General features: G+C 63.9%; 18 protein-coding genes. 4 read left to right on the top strand and 14 right to left on the bottom strand.

Annotated features, from left to right (window positions below; translation table 11 throughout):
* Positions 1-94: 94 nt before the first annotated feature.
* Positions 95-1,273, bottom strand: coding sequence for an NAD(P)-dependent oxidoreductase (locus A3AC_RS0109720; RefSeq protein ID WP_035474970.1), 1,179 nt, complete (start codon positions 1,271-1,273; stop codon positions 95-97).
* Between the two features lie 272 nt (positions 1,274-1,545).
* On the opposite strand from A3AC_RS0109720, the gene A3AC_RS0109715 reads away from it, so the two are divergent.
* Complete coding sequence (locus A3AC_RS0109715) at positions 1,546-1,755, top strand: dodecin (RefSeq protein WP_025598604.1); 210 nt, start codon at positions 1,546-1,548, stop codon at positions 1,753-1,755.
* A gap of 136 nt (positions 1,756-1,891) precedes the next feature.
* On the opposite strand, the gene A3AC_RS0109710 is transcribed toward A3AC_RS0109715, so the two are convergent.
* The 4 genes from A3AC_RS0109710 to A3AC_RS0109695 form a co-directional block, all read right to left on the bottom strand.
* Positions 1,892-2,998: a BMP family ABC transporter substrate-binding protein gene (locus A3AC_RS0109710; RefSeq protein ID WP_025598602.1), complete on the bottom strand. Its 1,107-nt coding sequence runs from the start codon at positions 2,996-2,998 to the stop codon at positions 1,892-1,894.
* Between the two features lie 56 nt (positions 2,999-3,054).
* On the bottom strand, positions 3,055-3,984 hold the full coding sequence (locus A3AC_RS0109705; RefSeq protein ID WP_025598601.1) for an ABC transporter permease: 930 nt from the start codon (positions 3,982-3,984) through the stop codon (positions 3,055-3,057).
* A 38-nt stretch (positions 3,985-4,022) separates the two neighbouring features.
* Complete coding sequence (locus A3AC_RS0109700; RefSeq protein ID WP_025598600.1) at positions 4,023-5,129, bottom strand: ABC transporter permease; 1,107 nt, start codon at positions 5,127-5,129, stop codon at positions 4,023-4,025.
* 73 nt (positions 5,130-5,202) lie between these two features.
* Positions 5,203-6,819, bottom strand: a complete 1,617-nt coding sequence (locus A3AC_RS0109695; RefSeq protein ID WP_025598599.1) for an ABC transporter ATP-binding protein — start codon at positions 6,817-6,819, stop codon at positions 5,203-5,205.
* 249 nt (positions 6,820-7,068) lie between these two features.
* Between A3AC_RS0109695 and A3AC_RS0109690 the strand changes: the two genes are divergently transcribed.
* Positions 7,069-8,001 carry a LysR substrate-binding domain-containing protein gene (locus tag A3AC_RS0109690; RefSeq protein ID WP_025598598.1) on the top strand — a complete coding sequence of 311 codons (933 nt, stop codon included), beginning with the start codon at positions 7,069-7,071 and terminating at the stop codon, positions 7,999-8,001.
* A 78-nt stretch (positions 8,002-8,079) separates the two neighbouring features.
* Here A3AC_RS0109690 and A3AC_RS0109685 read toward each other — a convergent pair whose 3' ends face one another.
* Both A3AC_RS0109685 and A3AC_RS0109680 read right to left on the bottom strand, forming a co-directional pair.
* Positions 8,080-9,477: an 8-oxoguanine deaminase gene (locus A3AC_RS0109685; protein ID WP_025598597.1), complete on the bottom strand. Its 1,398-nt coding sequence runs from the start codon at positions 9,475-9,477 to the stop codon at positions 8,080-8,082.
* Between the two features lie 62 nt (positions 9,478-9,539).
* On the bottom strand, positions 9,540-9,755 hold the full coding sequence (locus A3AC_RS0109680) for a hypothetical protein (RefSeq protein ID WP_025598596.1): 216 nt from the start codon (positions 9,753-9,755) through the stop codon (positions 9,540-9,542).
* Positions 9,756-10,031: 276 nt separating this feature from the next.
* Between A3AC_RS0109680 and uraH the strand changes: the two genes are divergently transcribed.
* Positions 10,032-10,385, top strand: coding sequence for a hydroxyisourate hydrolase (uraH, locus tag A3AC_RS0109675; RefSeq protein WP_025598595.1), 354 nt, complete (start codon positions 10,032-10,034; stop codon positions 10,383-10,385).
* A 231-nt stretch (positions 10,386-10,616) separates the two neighbouring features.
* Positions 10,617-11,810: a urate hydroxylase PuuD gene (locus A3AC_RS0109665; RefSeq protein ID WP_025598594.1), complete on the top strand. Its 1,194-nt coding sequence runs from the start codon at positions 10,617-10,619 to the stop codon at positions 11,808-11,810.
* A gap of 477 nt (positions 11,811-12,287) precedes the next feature.
* Here A3AC_RS0109665 and A3AC_RS0109660 read toward each other — a convergent pair whose 3' ends face one another.
* The 7 genes from A3AC_RS0109660 to A3AC_RS0109630 all read right to left on the bottom strand — a co-directional run bounded on the left by A3AC_RS0109660 (position 12,288) and on the right by A3AC_RS0109630 (position 19,135).
* Positions 12,288-12,800, bottom strand: a complete 513-nt coding sequence (locus A3AC_RS0109660) for an ureidoglycolate lyase (protein WP_025598593.1) — start codon at positions 12,798-12,800, stop codon at positions 12,288-12,290.
* Complete coding sequence (alc, locus tag A3AC_RS0109655; RefSeq protein WP_025598592.1) at positions 12,797-13,810, bottom strand: allantoicase; 1,014 nt, start codon at positions 13,808-13,810, stop codon at positions 12,797-12,799. Before alc ends, A3AC_RS0109660 begins: the two co-directional genes overlap by 4 nt.
* A gap of 86 nt (positions 13,811-13,896) precedes the next feature.
* Entirely contained in the window at positions 13,897-14,418 is a 522-nt protein-coding gene (gene uraD / locus A3AC_RS0109650) for a 2-oxo-4-hydroxy-4-carboxy-5-ureidoimidazoline decarboxylase (RefSeq protein WP_025598590.1), read from the bottom strand.
* Positions 14,415-15,365 carry an allantoinase PuuE gene (puuE, locus tag A3AC_RS0109645; protein ID WP_025598589.1) on the bottom strand — a complete coding sequence of 317 codons (951 nt, stop codon included), beginning with the start codon at positions 15,363-15,365 and terminating at the stop codon, positions 14,415-14,417. Before puuE ends, uraD begins: the two co-directional genes overlap by 4 nt.
* A gap of 193 nt (positions 15,366-15,558) precedes the next feature.
* Positions 15,559-16,386, bottom strand: a complete 828-nt coding sequence (locus A3AC_RS0109640) for an aspartate/glutamate racemase family protein (protein ID WP_025598588.1) — start codon at positions 16,384-16,386, stop codon at positions 15,559-15,561.
* A gap of 62 nt (positions 16,387-16,448) precedes the next feature.
* Complete coding sequence (locus tag A3AC_RS0109635; RefSeq protein ID WP_025598586.1) at positions 16,449-17,930, bottom strand: NCS1 family nucleobase:cation symporter-1; 1,482 nt, start codon at positions 17,928-17,930, stop codon at positions 16,449-16,451.
* 356 nt (positions 17,931-18,286) lie between these two features.
* Positions 18,287-19,135 carry a GntR family transcriptional regulator gene (locus A3AC_RS0109630; RefSeq protein ID WP_025598585.1) on the bottom strand — a complete coding sequence of 283 codons (849 nt, stop codon included), beginning with the start codon at positions 19,133-19,135 and terminating at the stop codon, positions 18,287-18,289.
* Between the last annotated feature and the right edge of the window lie 145 nt (positions 19,136-19,280).

Raw genomic sequence — 19,280 nt, 5'->3', positions numbered from 1 at the left:
GTAACCCGGCGGGAATTGACCCGGCGGGAATTGACCCGGCGGGAATTGACCCGGCGGGAATTGACCCGGCGGGAATCGACCCGCGCGCCGCGCGCTACCGGCTGGCGGCGCCGCGCGGCGTCTGCAGGATGTCGATGAACGCCGAAAAGTCCGCCTCGGCGAGCCCCATCGCTGCGCCGAGCCGCAGTAACTGCTGGACCGTCGACGAAACCGGCATCGGCGTGCCGGTCTCGTAGGCCGTCGCGGCGACGGTGTCGACGTCCTTCTGGAACGTGCGCAACGCGCCGATCGGCGCGAAGCCGCCTTGCGTCATGCGCGGTACAAAGGTTTGCAGCAGCACGGAGTCGGCCCAGCCGCCGGCGAGCGCTTTGGGCAGCTTCGCAGCGTCGATGCCGCTGCGCGTGGCGAGGCTCACCGCCTCGGCGATCGCCGCGATGGTCGCGGTGACGATCGTCTGATTGCAGAGCTTGGCGGTTTGCCCCGCGCCGACCTCGCCCATATGCGTGACGCGCGCGGCGTAGGCGCTGAGCAGGGGCCTGACGGCCTCGACGTCGGCCGCCGCGCCGCCAGTCATGACGGCGAGTGTGCCGGCCTGGGCGCCTCCGACGCCACCTGATACGGGAGCGTCGATCCAGCCGAGGCTTGGTGTGGTCGCCGGGCCTGCTGCTCGTGCTACTCCTGCTACTCCTGCTACTCCTGCTACTCCTGCTACTCCTGCTACTCCTGCTACTCCTGCTACTCCTGCCGCTCCTGCCGCTCCTGCCGCTCCTGCCGCTCCTGCCGCTCCTGCTGCTCCTGCCGCTCCTGCCGCTCCTGCTACTCCTGCCGCTCCTGCTGCCGCCGCTTCCGTCGCCTTCGCCGCTCCATCGCCCGCAATTGCGTCAGCAGCCCGACCCCGCGCCACCTCCACCGCCCGCTGCGCGAACTCGCGCGTCGCCGCCGGCGGAATGCTGGAGTGATCGACAATCCAGCGAACCCGGCGCGGCTCATGCGTCACGCCGGCACCGGCATCCGCAGCAGCGCCGGCCGCGAGCAGCCCCGCCGGGCCGAACACGGTTTCCTCAACCGCGGCCGCGTCCGCGAGACACAGCAGCACCACGTCGCAGCGGCCCGCGAGTTCGCGCGGCGTATCGACCACCTTCGCGCCATCCGCCGTCAGCGCCTCGGCCTTGGCCCGCGTGCGATTCCACACCAGCACCGTATGCCCCGCGCGCAGCAGATGCCGGATCATCGGCGCGCCCATCAGCCCCGGACCGCAAAAGCCTATTTCCACTTTCGAACCTCGTCACGTTCAGATTGCATCGGACGAACATCATAACGGCGCGGCGCCGCGCCCGGCATACCCGGCATACCCGGCATACCCGGCATACCCGGCATACCCGGCATACCCGGCATACCCGGCATAGCGGGCATAGCAGGCATAGCAGGCATAGCAGGCATACCGGGCATGCGACGTGCGGCAGCACCGCTCATGCGGCGGCCATGTGCACGCGCCCACGTTACCTATACTTTGTGAACGCCAACGAAGATCAAAGGAGAGACTTCATGTCAGACCACGTCTACAAGCAGATCGAACTGACCGGCTCATCGACCAAATCGATCGACGACGCGATCAGCACCGCGATCGCCAAGGCATCCAGGACGCTGCGCAATCTGCACTGGTTCGAAGTGACGGAAACGCGGGGCCAGATCGAAAACGACCGCGTCGCCTACTGGCAGGTGACGATCAAGGTCGGCCTGCGCATCGACGATTGACGCGGCCCGCGCGCCGGGCGAAGCAGCATCGGCGCGATCAGACAAAAAGAGCTGCGATCCACAGCGAGCGGATGCAGCTCTTTCTCCATGCCGGCGGGAAGCGTTGCGGCCCGCCAACGCTCACGCGCTCACGCGCTTATTTCGGCAGCGAACCGTCGACGCCTTCCACATACCAGTTCAGGCGCTGCAGTTCCGGATCCGTCAACGTCTTGCCGGCCGGCACCTTCACGGCGCCGGATTGATCCTTGATCGGACCGGCGAACACATCCCACTTGCCGCCCGCCAGCTCGTCGCGCTTCGCGGCGACTTTCTTCTGCGCGTCAGCCGGAATCGCCGAAGTATTCAGATCTTCCAGATCGACCGCCTTCTGCGGAATGCCCCACCACACCGGATCGTTTTTCCACTTGCCGTCCAGCACCTGCTGGATGGCCGCGTTGTAGTACACGCCCCAATGCGCGACCACCGAGCCCAGATGCGCGCTCGGCCCGAACTTCTTCATGTCGGAGTCCCAGCCGAATGCATGCACATGCTTCTCGGACGCGGTGGCGAGCGTCGCGCTCGAGTCGGTGTTCTGCAACAGCACGTCGGCGCCCTGACCGATCAGCGTTTCGGCGGCCTGCTTCTCCTTGCCCGGATCGAACCAGCTATTGATCCAGATGACCTTGGTATGCACCTTCGGATTCACCGAACGCGCGCCGAGCGTGTAGGCGTTGATGTTGCGCACCACTTCCGGAATCGGCACGGACGCGACAAAGCCGAGCGTGTTTGTCTTCGTCACATAGCCCGCGGCGACGCCGGCCAGATACGCGCCCTGATACATGCGCACGTCGTAGGTCCCGAAGTTCGGCGCCTTCTTGTAGCCGGTTGCATGCAGAAAGACAGTGTCCGGGAAATCCTTCGCAACTTTCAGTTCGAAGTCCTGATAGCCGAAGCTCGAACCGATGATGATCTTGTTGCCCTTGTTGGCCAGATCGCGAAACACGCGCTCGGAGTCCGCGGATTCCGGCACATTTTCGATGCGCGTGATCCTGATCTTGTTGCCGAACTTTGTTTCCGCTTCCTTCGAGCCCTGGTCGTGCGCGAAGGTCCAGCCGGCATCGCCCGGATTGCCGAGATAGACGAACGCGACGCCTGGCGCGTCCGCCGCTTGCGCCGATTCCGCGAGCGGTGCTGTGACGGCCGCAGCCAGCGCGAGCGAGGCGGCGCCCCACGCAAAAGCGGTGAGCAGATTTCTTTTCTTCATGTTTTCTCCTGTCGTGTGATCCAGTCATTAAAACGTGTGGCCATGAATGCGTCGCGTCAGCCCGCCGAGAAAAACGGCTTGCCGAGCGATGCTGGCGCATTCAGGCGAATCGTGTTCGGGTTGCGCGAGATGAGCACCAGCACGACGACCGTCGCGACGTACGGCAGCATCGCGAGGAATTGCGTCGGGACGGGCACGCCGATCGCCTGCGCGTAGAACTGAAGGCCCGTCACCGCGCCGAACAGCAGCGCGCCGATCAAAAGGCGCCCCGGCCGCCATGTCGCGAACACGACAAGCGCGAGCGCGATCCAGCCGCGGCCCGAGGTGAGCTGTTCCTGCCACAGGTGCAGATTGACGATCGAGTAATAACCGCCTGCAAGGCCCGCCATGCCGCCGCCGAACGCGACCGCGCCATAGCGCACGCCGACCACCGGAAAGCCGACTGAATGCGCAACCTGCGGCGATTCGCCGACCGAGCGCAACACGAGTCCGGCGCGCGTGCGATACAGAAACCAGCCGATCACCGCGAACATCAGGAACGCGAGGTAATCGAGCGGCGTGAGACTGAAAAGCGCGGGCCCGAGCACCGGAATCTTCGAGAGACCGGGAATGGTCCACGTGTCGATGCTGGCGCGCACTGCCGCCGACGTGTACGGCTTGCCGACATACGCGGAAAGACCAATGCCGAAGATGGTCAGCGAAAGGCCTGTCGCGACCTGGTTGGCGAGCATGGTCAGCGTGAGAAACGCGAACAGCAGCGACATGGCGAGACCGGCGCCGATCGCGGCCAGCACGCCGAGCCACGGGCTGCCGGTAATCGCGGTGACCGCGTAGCCGGTCACCGCGCCCATCAGCATCATGCCCTCCACGCCGAGATTGAGCACGCCCGACTTTTCGGCGACGAGTTCGCCCGCGCCCGCGAACATCAACGGAATGGCGGCGGTGACAGCACTCGAAGTGAGCGCGCTGGCTTGTTGAATATCCATGAAATGCGGCGACAGTAAGTAGTGAAACGGTAGACGGATCAGTGAGCTTGCGCGGCGACGGAGCGCCGGCGCACGCGGTAATTCACGAACAGGTCGGCGCCGAGCAGGCAAAACAGCAGGAGCCCCTGGAATACGCCGGAGAGCGCCTGCGGCAGTTGCATCGAGGTCTGCACCGCTTCGCCGCCCAGGTACAGCAACGCCATCAGCAAACTTGCGAGCACGATGCCGACCGGATGCAGCCGTCCGACGAACACCACGATAATCGCCGTGAAGCCGTACCCCGGCGACCACGTCGCCTGCAACTGGCCGATCGGTCCGGCGATCTCGCCCATGCCGGCGAGACCCGCGAGGCCGCCGCTGATGAGGAGCGACATCCAGATGGTTTTCCTGTCGGAGAAACCCGCGTAGCGCGCGGCGAGCGGCGCGAGACCGCCGACGTTCATCCGGTAACCGGCGAAGCTCTTGCGCATGAACAGCCACACGAGCGGAATCGCGATGAGCGTGATGAACACCGATGCGTTCAGCCGCGTGCCGCGCAGCCATTTCCAACGCCAGTCGCCGTAGAGCGTCGGGTAAAGCGCGTCGCCGCTGAACATCTCCGAGAGCGGAAAGTTCATGCCCTGCGGATCGCGCCACGGCCCGCTCACGAGATAAATGAGCAGTTGCGTCGCGACGTACGTGAGCATCAGGCTCACGAGAATTTCGTTGGTATTGAAGCGGCTTTTGAGCAGCGCGGGAATCGCCGCCCACAGCATGCCGCCGATCACACCGGCGAGCATCATCAGCGGCAGAATCCACCAGCCGCTGGCCTGATCGAAATAGATCGCGACGCCGCTCGCCGCAATGCCGCCGAGCAGCATCTGCCCTTCCGCCCCGATGTTCCATACGTTCGCGCGATAGCCGATCGCAAGGCCGAGGCCAATCAGGCACAGAGGCGACGCCTTCAGCAAAAGCTCCGACCAGCCATTCACGCTGGAGAGCGGTTCGATGAAAAACGCGTGCATCGCCTGCAGCGGATCGCGGCCGACGAGACCAAAGATCACAAAACCGATGGCGAGCGTCAGCAACGCGGCGATCAGCGGCACGGCGAGCTGCATGGCGCGCGAGGGCGTAGTGCGCGCTTCGAGTCGGTACGGAAGAATCATGGGTAGCGTGGTTAGCGTGGATATTGTCGGATTCTGGCTGAGGTTCTGATAAGCGTCGCGTGGCAGGCGCCGATCAAACGTGCGCCGGATGCCCCGCTGAAGGCGCCGCGCCCTCGCGCCCGCCGAAGAGGCCTGCCATCCAGCGGCCGATTTCCTCGGCGTTGGTCGCGCCCGTCGCACGCACCGGCGAAAGCCGGCCGCCCGCGAGCACCGCGATGCGGTCGCAAATGTCGAAGAGTTCTTCCAGTTCCTCAGAAATCACGAGGATCGCGACGCCGCGCGCCGACAGGTCGAGCAACTGCTGGCGAATGAACGCCGCCGCGCCGACGTCGACGCCCCATGTGGGCTGCGCGACCACCAGCACCTTCGGTGCCTGCAGAATCTCGCGGCCCACGATGTACTTCTGCAGATTGCCGCCAGAAAGGCTCTGCGCGAGCGCTTCCGAACCGCCGCAACGCACGTCGAAGGCTTCGATGCAGCGCTTGGCGAACGCGCGCATGGCGCCCGCCCTGATCCACCCCGAGCTCACCATCTTCTGCCGATGAGCAGTGAGAAGCGCGTTTTCGGAGAGCGTCATCGCGGGCACGGCGCCGCGGCCAAGCCGCTCTTCCGGCACGAAGCCGAAGCCAAGCGCGCGCCGTGCGCCCGCGCCGAGACGTCCGGCGTGCTTACCGCAGATAGTGACGGCGTCCATGCGCATGCCCCGCTTCTCGCCCGACAGTGCCGACAGCAGCTCCGCCTGGCCATTGCCCGACACGCCGGCAATGCCGAAAATCTCGCCGGCATGCACGGCAAACGAGACGTTGTCGAGCGAGGTGCCGAACGGGTCGTCGCTCGCGACCGACAACGCTTTGACCTCGAGCAGCACGTCGCCCGGATTGTGCGCGCGGCGCGTGTAGTCGGGCAGCGAATGGCCGACCATCAATTGCGCGAGCGACGCGTGCGTTTCCTCTTTCGGCTTGACGTGGCCCGTCACGCGGCCGCCACGCATCACCGTCGCGGTGTCGCACAGTTCCTGGATTTCATCGAGCTTGTGACTGATGTAGAGAATGCTGCAGCCTTCGGCGGCGAGCCGCTTGAGCGTCGCGAACAGCTTGCGGACCGCCTGCGGCGTGAGCACGGAAGTGGGCTCGTCCATGATCAGAAGACGCGGGTTCTGCAACAGGCAACGCACGATCTCCACGCGCTGACGCTCCCCAACCGTCAGGCTATGCACGTGACGCTGCGGGTCGATGTCGAGGCCGTAATCCGCGGAGACTTCGCGGATGCGTTTTGCGAGCGCCTTCAGATCGAACGGTTCGTCGAGCGCAAGCGCAATGTTTTCGCCGACCGTGAGCGTCTCGAACAGCGAAAAGTGCTGGAACACCATGCCGATGCCGAGCTTGCGCGCCGCGGCCGGGCTCGCGATCTCGAGCGCCTCGCCCTCCCAATGGATTTCCCCAGCATCCGGCCGCACCGCGCCGTAGATGATCTTCATCAGCGTGCTCTTGCCGGCGCCGTTTTCGCCGAGCACGGCGTGAATCTCGCCCGGCGCGACGATCAGCGTGACGTCGTCGTTGGCTCGCACAGCGGGATACTGCTTGGTGATGCCCTTGAGCACCAGCCGGGGCGCCGCTTCGTCCGGGCCGGATTTCGCCGCACGTTCGGGCTGCGCAGCGGCGCCGTCGCTATAAGAAGAAGAGTTGCTCATGTGATTCCGTAGTGCGTCAGTGAAGCCTGTTGCGAGTGTCTCGCCCGCGCGGCCGCGGGGCGATCCGTCACCACAACCGGATGACAATACCTAATTCGAACCGCTCAGTCGAGCCGACAAAATTCGCGCAAAGCCCCGCCACAGCACGCTCTGCGGGTATGTCTCGCTTGACGCGCCTTTTCGTTCATATTAAAACGCATATACCCCAGTGCCCAGTCGATCAGCCAGAACATATATTTCGGAGAAGTCATGAGTCAGCAACGCGAGGCGATCGATACCTATCTTTTACGCGTCTTGCACACCTTGTTGATGGAGCGCAGCGTCACGCGCGCGGCCGTCAAACTGAATCAGTCGCAGCCCGCCATTAGCGCCGCGCTGCGCCGTTTGCGCGACATTACCGGCGACCCGTTGCTGGTGCGCGGCAAATCGGGCATGGTGCCGACCGAATACGGCCTGCGCCTGCTCGAACCGGTGCAGAACGCGCTGCGGGAAATCGAACGCATCAAGTTCCAGCAGCACAATTTCGACCCGGCGACCTCCATTCGCTGCTACCGGATCGGCTGCCCCGATTATCTGAACGTGCTGTTCGTGCCGACGGTGGTCGAGCGCTTTCGCCAGGCGGCGCCCAACGCGACGCTCGAATTTCATTCGCTCGGCCCCGCGTTCGACTACGAACTGGCGCTCGAAGACGGCAAGCTCGACATCGTCGTCGGCAACTGGCCGGAGCCGCCGGAGCAGCTGCATCTGTCGAACCTGTTCGTCGACCAGATCGTCTGCCTGATGAGCAACACGCATCCGTTCGCCAGGCGCGGCGGCCTCACGCTGGACCAGTACCTGAACGCCCCGCATCTGGCCCCCACCCCGTATTCGGTCGGCCAGCGCGGCGCGATCGACGTGCACCTCGCGCGCGAACGCCTGAAACGCCACGTGGTCGTCACGCTGCCGTACTTCAATCTGGCGCCCTACGTGCTGATCAAGTCCGATCTGATCTTCACGACGACGCGTCTTTTCGCGGATTACTACGCCAAATTTCTGCCGCTCACCGTGGTGCCCGCGCCGCTCGACTTTCCGCCGATGCAGTACTACCAGCTCTGGCACGAGCGCGTGCACTATTCCGACGAGGTGCGCTGGCTGCGCAGCCTCGTCGCCGAAGCGACCCGAACGTTGATCGACAAGCCTTGACGTGTCGGCGGCGCGTGTAGCCGCCAGCGCATGCGTGCGCAATGGCATGCCCGATCGCCGCCGGGCACGCGCTTCATGTCACGCCGCCGCTTCGTAAAGCGCTTTCGCGAGCCGGTTGTGCCGCTCGATGACCGGCGCGAGTTCCAACGTCGTCAGCTGTCCGTCCTTCACCACCACTTTGCCGCCGATCACGCTATGGCTCACGTGCGACGGCGCGCAGAACACCAGCGCCGCAACCGGGTCGTGCAATGCGCCGGCAAAGAGCGGCTGACGCAGATCGAACGACACGAAGTCCGCCGCCATGCCCGGCGCGAGCGCGCCGATGTCGTCGCGATTGAGCACCTGCGCGCCGCCTAGCGTGGCGATCTCCAGTGCTTCGCGCGCGGTCATTGCATCCGGTCCAAAGCCGACTCGCTGCAACAGCAACGCCTGGCGCACTTCGGCGACCATCTGCGCGCCGTCGTTGGACGCCGAACCGTCCACGCCGAGCCCAACCGGCACACCCGCGAGCCGCATCCGCCTGACGGGCGCGATGCCCGACGCGAGCCGCATGTTAGAGCACGGACAATGCGCGACGCCCGTGCCGGTGCGCGCGAACAGCTCGATGCCGGCGTCGTCGAGTTGCACGCAGTGTGCATGCCATACGTCGCGGCCCACCCAGCCGAGGTCTTCCGCGTATTGCGCGGGCGTCATGCCGAACTTTTCGCGGCTGTAGGCGATGTCGTTGGCGTTCTCAGCGAGATGCGTATGCAGCGACACGCCGTACTGTCGCGCCAGCGCCGCCGATTCGCGCATCAGATCGCGGCTCACCGAAAACGGCGAGCACGGCGCGACGACCACGCGCAGCATCGCGTAACGGCCTTCGTCGTGATACGTCTCGATCAGGCGCTGCGTGTCCTTCAGAATGTCCGCCTCGCGCTCCACCACCGAGTCAGGCGGCAGGCCGCCGTCTTTGCGTCCCACGCTCATGCTGCCGCGCGCCGCGTGAAAGCGCATGCCGATGCGGCGTGCGGCCGCGATGCTGTCGTCGAGCCGGCTGCCGTTCGGATAGATATACAGATGATCGCTCGAGGTCGTGCATCCGGAGAGCAATAGTTCGGCCATCGCGGTCAGCGTCGACACTTCGATCATCTCCGGCGTGAGGTTGGCCCACACCTTGTAGAGACTCGTGAGCCAGCCGAACAGCTCGGCGTTCTGCGCGGCCGGCATCGCGCGCGTGAGGCTCTGGTACATGTGGTGATGCGTATTCACGAGCCCCGGAATCACCAGTTGCCCGCGCATGTCGAGCACCTCGTCGGCGCTTGAAGGCAGCTGCGCCGTGGGTCCGACCGCGACGATGCGGTTGTCCTCGATATACAGGCCGCCGTCGCGCAGTTCGCGCCGGGCGTCGTCCATCGTGACGAGCATGTCTGCGTGTTTCACCAGCATGGTTCTGGCTGGCTTGCTGATTGTTTGTGCCGCGTGTTCCATCGTCATCCGTTTCTCCGCCTGATTGCTTCCGTGCAAAGTCGTCCGAACGCGATGTGACGGCGCGTGGGTCAGGTCGCCCGCGCCGCCGCGTCCCGTCGAACGCCGTTGGCCCGGTTACCCAGCGTCATGCGCCGTCTTCGGGACGTGTGCCGCGCGAAGCCCGCGCTATCCACCCGGGCGTCGTATTGCTGCGGCGCACAGGCGTAACCTTCAGCGGCCAAAATAAGGCTGGCAACTCGCGCGTTTGCGATAACCAACTTCAGGCTGCCGATATAGTGGGTCATTTTTGACGCCGGTACGATCCAACGGGGATCGTATGCGTGCAAAGCGTCGCGGCACCGAACTCGCTGCGGCTTTCAGCGCACTGTCCTTCATGCGCCAGCTATTATCTTTCTTATCGCGCGCGCGCTCGACAGAACAAGTTTTTACAATGGCTCCCACGGCGCTCGCTTCAATTCGCCGACGGGTATGTAGCCACTGACGTGGAGCCTCGATCCGCCGCAAACGTATCTGGATCGGGCTGCCGCCGAAACCTCGCAAACACACAAGGAAAATTGCGAATGGGAAAGCTCACTACCCATGTGCTCGATACCGCGAACGGCCGTCCCGGCGCGGGCATCAAGGTCGAACTCTTCGCGCTTTCGGGCGAGACGCGCCGCGCGCTGAAAACCACCCTCACGAATGACGACGGCCGCTGCGACGAGCCGCTGCTACAAGGCGACGCGTTCGTCGCCGGCGAATACGAACTGGTCTTCGGCGCGGGCGACTACTTCGCGTCGATCGGCACGAAGGTGCCCGAGCCGCGTTTCGTGGATCGCGTGGTGTTGCGCTTCGGTATCGCCGACGCAGGGGCGCACTACCACGTGCCGCTGCTCGTGTCGCCGTGGTCGTACAGCACGTATCGCGGCAGTTGATGCGCGGCTCGATGTGCTCGTCATTGGCTGCTGATTGGTAGCCATGGCACACGCGCTCTCGACACAAGAGCCCCAACAAAAACGCAAACAAACGACGTCGCGCGAACTGAACGCACCGCGTCTTTCATCCTGCAGTCCGCGCAGCGGCGTCCTGTTCGCACCATCCGTCAAGCGGATGCGCGACGCACAAACGCCGCCGCGCGAACAATGAATCAGAAGTGGAGGAGTTTCATGGAAGGCTTTATCACCGACTGGTTGAATCTCGCGATTCGCTGGTTCCACGTCATCGCCGCCATTGCGTGGATCGGCGAGTCGTTCTATTTCGTCGCGCTCGACAACAGCCTGAAACCGCCGCAGGACCCGAACCAGCGCAGACGCGGCGTGTTCGGCGAACTCTGGCATGTGCACGGCGGCGGCTTTTACAACATGCAGAAGTACACCGTCGCGCCGCCCGAAATGCCCGACGACCTGCACTGGTCGAAGTGGCCGTCGTACACCACGTGGCTGTCGGGCTTCGGCCTCTTCACGGTGCTGTATCTGTTTTCGCCGTCCACGTATCTGATCGACAAAAATGTGCTCGACATGGGCCCGGTGGTGGCGGTCGCGTCGGCGCTCGGCTTTCTCGCCGCGGGCTGGATCGTGTATGACTCGCTGTGCCGGATGCTCGGCAACAAGGACAGGGTGCTCGGCATCTGCGTCGGCGTGTATGTGCTGATCGCGGCGTGGCTCGCTTGTCATATCTTCACGGGGCGCGCGGCCTATCTGATCATGGGCGCGATGCTCGCGACGATCATGTCGGCCAACGTGTTTTTCGTGATCATTCCCGGCCAGCGCAAGATGGTCGACGCGATGCTCAAGGGCGACACGCCGAACCCCATCTACGGCAAGCGCGGCAAGCAGCGTTCCGTGCACAACACGTACTTCACGTTGCCGGTGGTGTTCGCGATGCTATCCAATCACTACGCGATGACGTACACGCATCCGTACAACTGGGCCGTGCTTGTCGTGATCATGCTGGCTGGCGCGCTGATCCGTCAGTTTTTCGTGATGCGCCATCGCGGCCAGGTGCTGTGGTATTTGCCGCTCGTCGGCATCGCGCTGATGTTCGGCGCCCTCTTCTGGACGATGCCCAAGCCCATGGTAGCGCAGGCGCAAGCAGCGAATGCGCCCACGGTGAAAGTGGCCGACATCGCGCCCGTGCTGCAACAGCGCTGCGCGGCATGCCACTCCGCGCATCCGACGATGATGGGCAGCGCCCCCGCCGGCGTGCTGCTCGACACGCCGGATGAAATTTCGCAGAACGCACAGCGCATCTATCAGCAGGCGGTGACGCTCAAGGCGATGCCGCTCGGCAACGTCACCCATATGACCGACGAGGAGCGGATGAAAATCGCCGCGTGGTTCGAGGGCGGCGCGGCAAAGTGATTTAGGTGTAGCCGGGCGTCTGTGTGCCCGGTGTCGGTCAGTGTCAGGAAGCGGGCTTTTCGCGAAAGCGGGAAGTCCGCTTTTTTTTGGCTGATTGTCCTCCGCGCTGTTTTGATTGCGGTCTCATGCTCACCGCTTCGCGTCTGATGCCGGTATTTGATCAACGCATTTTGATGGACCTGGCGCGACGGCGCGCACGACCCACACTGCATGCTGGCACGCGTGCGCCAGTTCCACAGCTTCACGCCACGTGCCGCGGCTCGAAGTTCGTCGTGCGTGCACTGCAAGAAGCGCGGCAAAGGCCATGGTCACGTCCATGACTGCGTCGGCACATCTCCGTGCGCCTGGCACCATGGCCATTGCCCGCGACCCAGAACGCAAATGACGACCGCGGGAAAAGCAAAGAGCCCGCAGCATCACCCTGCTGCGGGCCCTTCAAGATCAAACTTGCTCGTCACTAACACCTGAGCACAGAAGCTATATCGCCACCGCGCTCAACGCATCCTCAGTCAACCACAGCGGCTCGGCGAGATCCTGCTCGTTGAGATTGAGCCCTTCCCCGCCGCGATCGACGACGATGAAGTCGCTCACTTCCCCCAACGCGATCAGCGGATGGTGCCACACGCCCTTCGCGTAATTGACGCCCTGCCAGCCGCTCGTGACGAATGCGCGGATCTTCGATTCGTCGAGCTCGCCCGCGGGCGCCACCACCACGAGATACGGCTTGTCGTTCAGCGGCACGAATGCCTGGCTGCCAAGCGGATGACGCTCGAGCATCTTCACCTCGAACGGCAGCGTACGCGGCTGCCCGCGAAACAGATTAACGAGCGTGCGGCCGTTCTCGTCGCTGACGTCCACTTTCGCGAGATCGTGATAACGGATCGTCGTGCCGAGATTGATCGGAATCTGCTTCGCGCCCTCGAGCTCGATCACGTCACCGAACACGGCGAACGCTTCCCTGGTCAATGGTTCGATGGCGAGCGTCTTCATGATGCGAGCGTGCCCCACAGACGCAGGCGCGATACGCCGCCGTCCGGAATGATGTTAAAGCGCACGTGCGTGACCGGGCCGAGCGCGGCGATCTCGCTTTCGAAGTAATGCTGCTTGTCCATTTGCAGCTTCTGCTCGCCGAGCAGCACCGGCCAGAACATCGCCTGCGTGACCAGCGAGCTGTCGGTGCCGCCCGTCACGTAGGCGGCCTGAATCGAGCAGCGGTCCGGATAGTTGCCCTTGAAGTGTGCGGTGTCCACTTCGATCTTCGTAATCACGCCCGGCTGCGCCAGCGCGACGATCGCCCAGTCGTTGCCGGGCTCGCGACGGCGCCGCGTTTCCCAGCCGTCGCCCATGTTCACACCGCGGCCCGGCATCAGAATGGTCGAAGCCGCGCCGAAGTGCTGGTTATTAGCGGCGACGAGGTATGCGCCGTTTTCCATCGCGGCCAGATCGAACTGTTCGGTACGGCTCGCGCCGGCCCAGTCGACTTGCGGCTGACCGTACACGCGCAGCCGCGCGATACCGCCATCCGGATAGATGTTCACGCGCAAGTGCGTGTAGGCAGTAGCGTCGCCCACTTCCAGGTAGTGGTGGCTGTTGCCCTGCAAGGTGGTCGACGGCACGATCTCGGTCCATTGCGTCGACAGGTTCGGCACGCCGTCCACCACGCGCGCCGCTTCGACCGAAGCGGCCGGCGGGAAATTACCCGTGAAGTGGCTCGTGTCGAGATCGAGTCCCTTGATCACGCCCGGACGCGCGAGCTTGACGATGCACCAGTCGTAGCCGGTCACGCGCTTGCGGCGCGTTTCCCAGCCGTCCATCCACTTGCCGTGCTCGTCGTACTTGCCGGGAATGAAGACGGCCGGCTCCGGGTTCAGCATGCGCTCCTTCGGTGCGAAGAATTCGTCGCTGGCCTCGAGCGCCTGCGCGCCCAGGCGCGGGTCCGCCAGATTCACGTAGCGGCGCGTGAATTCGGGAGCGTTGGGGTCGAGAATCGGGAGTGCCATCTTTGTCTTCCTTGATGTTTGTGTGTGCTAAAAAACGTTCCGGCGAAGAGCCGCTGAGTCGGAGCACAGCAGCGATCATGCGTTCGTCACACGCTGATCAGGTCTTCGAGCCGGAAACGTGCGATACGGTAGATTTGATCGAGGCTCGCGCGCAGTTCGTCGGCGCGGCTGTTGTTCACGCGCGCCTCGAAGTTCGCGATGATGCCGTGACGGTCGTAGCCGCGCACCGCGAGAATGAACGGAAAGCCGAACTTCTCGCGATATGCGGTGTTCAGTGCCAGCAGCTTGTCGAACTCTTCCTGCGTGCATTGCGAAAGGCCCGCGCCGCTTTGCTCACGCGTCGATTCCGCGGTGAGTTCGCCGCGCACCGCCGCCTTGCCGGCAAGTTCCGGGTGCGCATTGATCAACGCAAGCTGCTTCTCTTCGCCCGCCGTCTCCACGATGTTCGACATCTTGCGATGCAAGTCGTCGATGCTCGCAAACGGCCGCTCATGCGCCGCCATTTCCGCGACCCACGGCGAATGCTCGAAGATGCCCGAAAGCGCCGCGACGAATGCGTCGGTCGAAATGCTGTTGAGTTGATCCAGTGTGTAGTGCATCGCCTTCATGCCGCCGCCTCGCGGTTGTTTTGCTGATAGGGATGATGTTCGCGCCAGTGCCGCGCGATGTCGACGCGCCGCGTCACCCATACGCGATCATGCTGTTCGATATGGTCGAGAAAACGCTGCAGTGCGCGGAAGCGCCCCGGGCGTCCGAGCAGCCGGCAGTGCATGCCGACCGACAGCATCTTCGGCGCTTCGTCGCCTTCTTCGTACAGCACGTCGAACGCGTCGCGCAGGTACGTGAAGAAATGGTCCGCTGTGTTAAAGCCCTGCGGGCTCGCGAAACGCATGTCGTTGGTGTCGAGCGTGTACGGCACGATCAGTTGCGGCACCGTCGAACCACCGGTGACTTCGACGTCCATCCAGAACGGCAGGTCGTCGCCGTAGTAATCGGAGTCGTACATAAACCCGCCATATTCCGCGACGAGCCGGTGCGTGTTCGGACTGTCGCGACCGGTGTACCAGCCAAGCGGACGCTCGCCCGTGACACGTTCTATGGCCTGCATGCCGAGCCGCATATGCTCGGCTTCTTTTTCCGGCGGGACGTCCTGATAGTGAATCCAGCGATAGCCGTGACATGCGATCTCGTGACCGAGTTCGACGAACGCACGCGCGAGCTCGGGGTGCCGTTCGATCGCCATGCCCACGCCGAATACGGTGAGCGGCAAGCCGCGCTTTTCGAATTCGCGCAGAATGCGCCACACGCCGGCGCGCGAACCATACTCGTAGATTGACTCCATGCTCATGTGACGAGCCGGATAGGCTGCCGCGCCGACAATCTCCGACAGAAACTGCTCCGAGCCGGGATCGCCGTGCAGTACACAATTTTCACCGCCCTCCTCATAGTTGAGGACGAATTGCACGGCGACGCGCGCTCGCCCTGGCCAGTTGGCCTGCACCGGGTGGCGGCCGTAGCCGATCAGATCACGTGGATAGCTGGAGTCGAGTGGCATGATTTGACGAATGCGTGGTGGCAATACGTGTGTGCTCGCAAGGCGCGGTGCAGGACCTGCCGAAGGCAGGCCTGGCGCCGCTGCGGCGATCTGCGCGAGCGCTGCGGAAAGCACGTCGGGCAGCCCGCGCCGAGTTGACCCAGTGTAGCGAAAACACCGGGACGCGCCCATACACCCGGGCAGATAGTGCGTGTCAGACTGAATGTATGTGCGGCTCGGCTTCGCTGGTGTTTACCCGCAGCGAGCCGGCATCGATCACGCGCGGCGGCAACGGGTTCGGGTCCACTGCCGACGGACTGAACGATTCGAGGGCACCGTCGTAGCGCTTGGGCAGCGGCCGCGCATAGTCGCCGCGCTTGGCTGTCGAAAGCCGAAGTGCGACAAGCGCCTCAGTCCACTTGACGGCAGCCGTCACGCCTTCGATCACTGGCGCGCCAAGCGCGTCCTCGATCTCCGCGCACAGCTCCGCCATGCCCGCACAGCCGAGCACGATCGCCTCCGACCCGTCCTCGGCCAGCGCCCGCCGGCATTCATCGAGAATGATGCGACGCGCCGCCGAGCCCGGCTTGTCGAGATCGAGCACTGCGACGTCGGTCGCGCGCACGTTGCGGCAAAAGCGCCGCATGCCATAGCGTTCGGCGAGATGCCACGCCATGCCGCAGGTGCGCGCCAGCGTCGTCACCACTGAAAAGCCCGGCGCCAGCACGCTCGCCGCGTGCATGGCCGCCTCCGCGATGCCGATCACCGGCCCGCGCGCGAGCTCGCGCGCCGCGTAAAGGCCAGGGTCGCCGAAACACGCGATCACGTAGCCGTCGCAGCCCTCGCGCTCGCCTGACATGACTTCGGCGAGAAGACCGGGCGTCGCGAGCGCTTCGTCGTAATAGCCTTCGATGGATGGCGGCCCCATTGTCGGACTCACCGCGATGACCTCTGTGCCCGGCGCCGCGATTTCGCGTGCGCAGCGGCCCATTGCATCGGTCATGCGCTGGGTCGTGTTCGGGTTGATCAGTTTGATGCGCATTTCGTCTCCTGTTTCGCCTGCATCGGCAGTGCACTGGCACTGCCGCTTTCATCTACCGACGCTCAGCGCGCCAGCACGCGATAGAACAGCGCCCCCAGGCCCGCGCCGATGAACCACGAGAAGTTCGCCATACCGTCGAGCGACGGCACCATCACGCACAGCACGGCGATAAGCGCGGCTGGCAACAGTGCCGCAACGGCCAGATAGTTGACGCCGTTGCGATACCAGTACGAACCCGTGGGCGCCACGCTGTACAGATCGTCGAGCACGACTTTCTGACGCTTCACGAGGTAGTAATCGACGATCAGGATTCCGTACAAAGGTCCGATGAAGCTGCCGAGCACGTCCAGCGTGTAGTGAATCACGGCCGGGTTGTTGAACAGATTCCACGGCGTGATGAAGATCGACGCCACCGCGGCCAGCATGCCGCCCGCGCGCCAGCTGATGAGCCGCGGAGCGACGTTCGAGAAGTCGAAGGCCGGCGACACGAAGTTCGCGACGATGTTGATGCCGATCGTCGCGATCGTGAAGGTCAGCGCGCCGAGAATCACCGCGGTCGGATAGTCGATGCGGCCCACCGTTTCGACGGGGTCGGTGATCAACTGGCCGAACACCGGCAGCGTGGCCGCCGTGGTGATCACCGTCACGAGCGAGAACGCGAGGAAGTTGACCGACAGTCCCCAGAAATTGCCGCGCTGGACGCTGCGAAAGCTCTTGCCGTAGCGGGAAAAGTCGCCGAAATTCAGCATCGGCCCGGAGAAGTACGACACGACGAGCGAGGTCGCCGTGATCATCACCGGCAGCACCTCCATGCCGTGATACTTGACGCCTCCCAGATTGATGCCGATGTTGCGCCAACCCGCGCGATACACCATGTAGCCGGCCAGAATGAACATCACGACATAAACCGCCGGACCCGCGAAGTCGATGAACTTCTTGATGGTCTCCATGCCATGCCAGAACACCAGTGCCTGCAACACCCACAGCAGCATGAAGCCGCACCAGCCGAGCGTCGACAGCCCCATGAAACCGTGGCGATGAACGTCCGCATACGGCAGCAGTTGCGGAACGAACTTCAACACGACGATCACGAGCGCGCTCGAAGCGAGATACGTCTGAATCCCGTACCAAGCCACCGCGATCAGGCCGCGAATCACCGCGGGAATATTGGCGCCGAGCACGCCGAAGGTCGCGCGGCACGCCACCGGATACGGCACGCCGTTCGCCTGGCTCGGCTTTGCGATGAGGTTGCACAGCACGTTGACAATCGTGATACCGACGAGCAGCGCGATCAGCACCTGCCAGCTCGTCAGGCCGAGCGCGAAGAGACTCCCGGCGAACACATAGCCGCCCACGCTGTGCACGTCCGACATCCAGAACGCGAAGATGTTATAGGCGCCCCATGTCTGGTGACGCAACGGCGCGAGGTCCTCGTTGTATAAGCGCTTGCTGTAGCCGGCCGGGAGCGTGGTGTCGCCGGATGCGTCGCCGTCTGCATAAGGGGGGATTGCGGAACTGCCGGGCGCTGCACTGAACTGAGCCATGATTCCTCCTTGTGATGGGACCGTCGATTGAGAATCGAAGGGCATTGCATTGGCCATGCCAGTTGCGGCTTTGCTGCGCGTCGCGCCTGCCGCCCGCGCGAACGCAAAGAGGCTCGAACTGCCGTCATGGCCCCGCCGCGGTTGTCTCCGTACTAGAAGTACTTGTGGTTATCGCATTGCCGGTCTTCCGCGGATCTCCGGCAATGGCGCTACTGCTGCTCCCGCCCGTTAGCTGAGCGACGGACGTGCGTGCGCCAGCCGGCAGTGCCCGCGCCGGGCTGCCTTGCAACGCTCGCTTGATTCGGTTCAGTTCAGTGCGGCACGCACCAGCAACGGGCGCGCGCCGGCCGCGTGCCTCAGCCTGGCGCGGACTTGCGTTTGGATAGCTTCGTGGATGACTCTTCGGATGGTGCTCTGCCGGCGCTGCTTATTGCGCCGCTTATTGCGCTACTTATCGCGCTGCTCTTTGCGCCGCTTGTTGCAGCGTTCGTTGCACCGCTTGTCACGCCATTGAGCGCGCCGAATACCTCATGCAGATCGGCTGCGCCGCGCGCGGGCCGCTCCAGCATCTTCAACTCGACGCTTTGCAGATGGCGCGACATCAATGCCGCCGCCTCTTTTGCATCGCCTGCGTCGAGCGCGGCGAGAATCGCTTCGTGATCCTCGAATGAGCACGGACTGCGGCCAAGCGATTCGTACAAAGCCGAAATCAACGTTGAGCGCGCCACCAGTCCGTTCAGGCAATCGCACAGCACGGTGTTGCCGGTGAGCTGGGCCAGCTCCGTATGGAACTCGCCTGACAAACGAATCCACGACGAAAAGTCGCGCGTCTCGAACGCCTTGCGTTCGCGGCCGATCATGCTGCCGATGCTCTTTAGCCGGCGCATGCCGTGACCGCTGCAAACCTTCTCGACGACGGCGAGTTCGATGATGCGGCGCATCTCGAACACCTCGTGGACTTCCTGAAGCGACGGACTTGCGACGAACGCACCGCGGTTCGGCTCCAGATCGACCAGACGGTCCGTCGCGAGTTGCGCCAGCGCCTGCCGGATCGGCCCGCGTTTAACCGCAAATACTTCGCACAATTGTGCTTCTGTCAGTTTCGCTCCCGGCGCGAGCCGATGCTCGAGAATCGCGGCGCGGATGCGCTCGGCAATTGCTTCGGGCTTCGAACTATTTACGCTGGTGGGGTCGATGTCGGACATGATCTGCATCTCGGTATGTTGGTCATAATAGGACGGACATAAAGATTGTCAACAATTTTTGTTGGCATTGGCGACAATTCTCGCGGCGAGGCGTGGCATGGGGGCAGTCATTGCGCGGGAAGCCTTGCTGGGCTTGGCTAAGCTA

The organism is Burkholderia sp. WSM2230 (assembly GCF_000472445.1).
Classification (GTDB): domain Bacteria; phylum Pseudomonadota; class Gammaproteobacteria; order Burkholderiales; family Burkholderiaceae; genus Paraburkholderia.
This window is presented reverse-complemented; position numbering and strand designations above follow the sequence as displayed.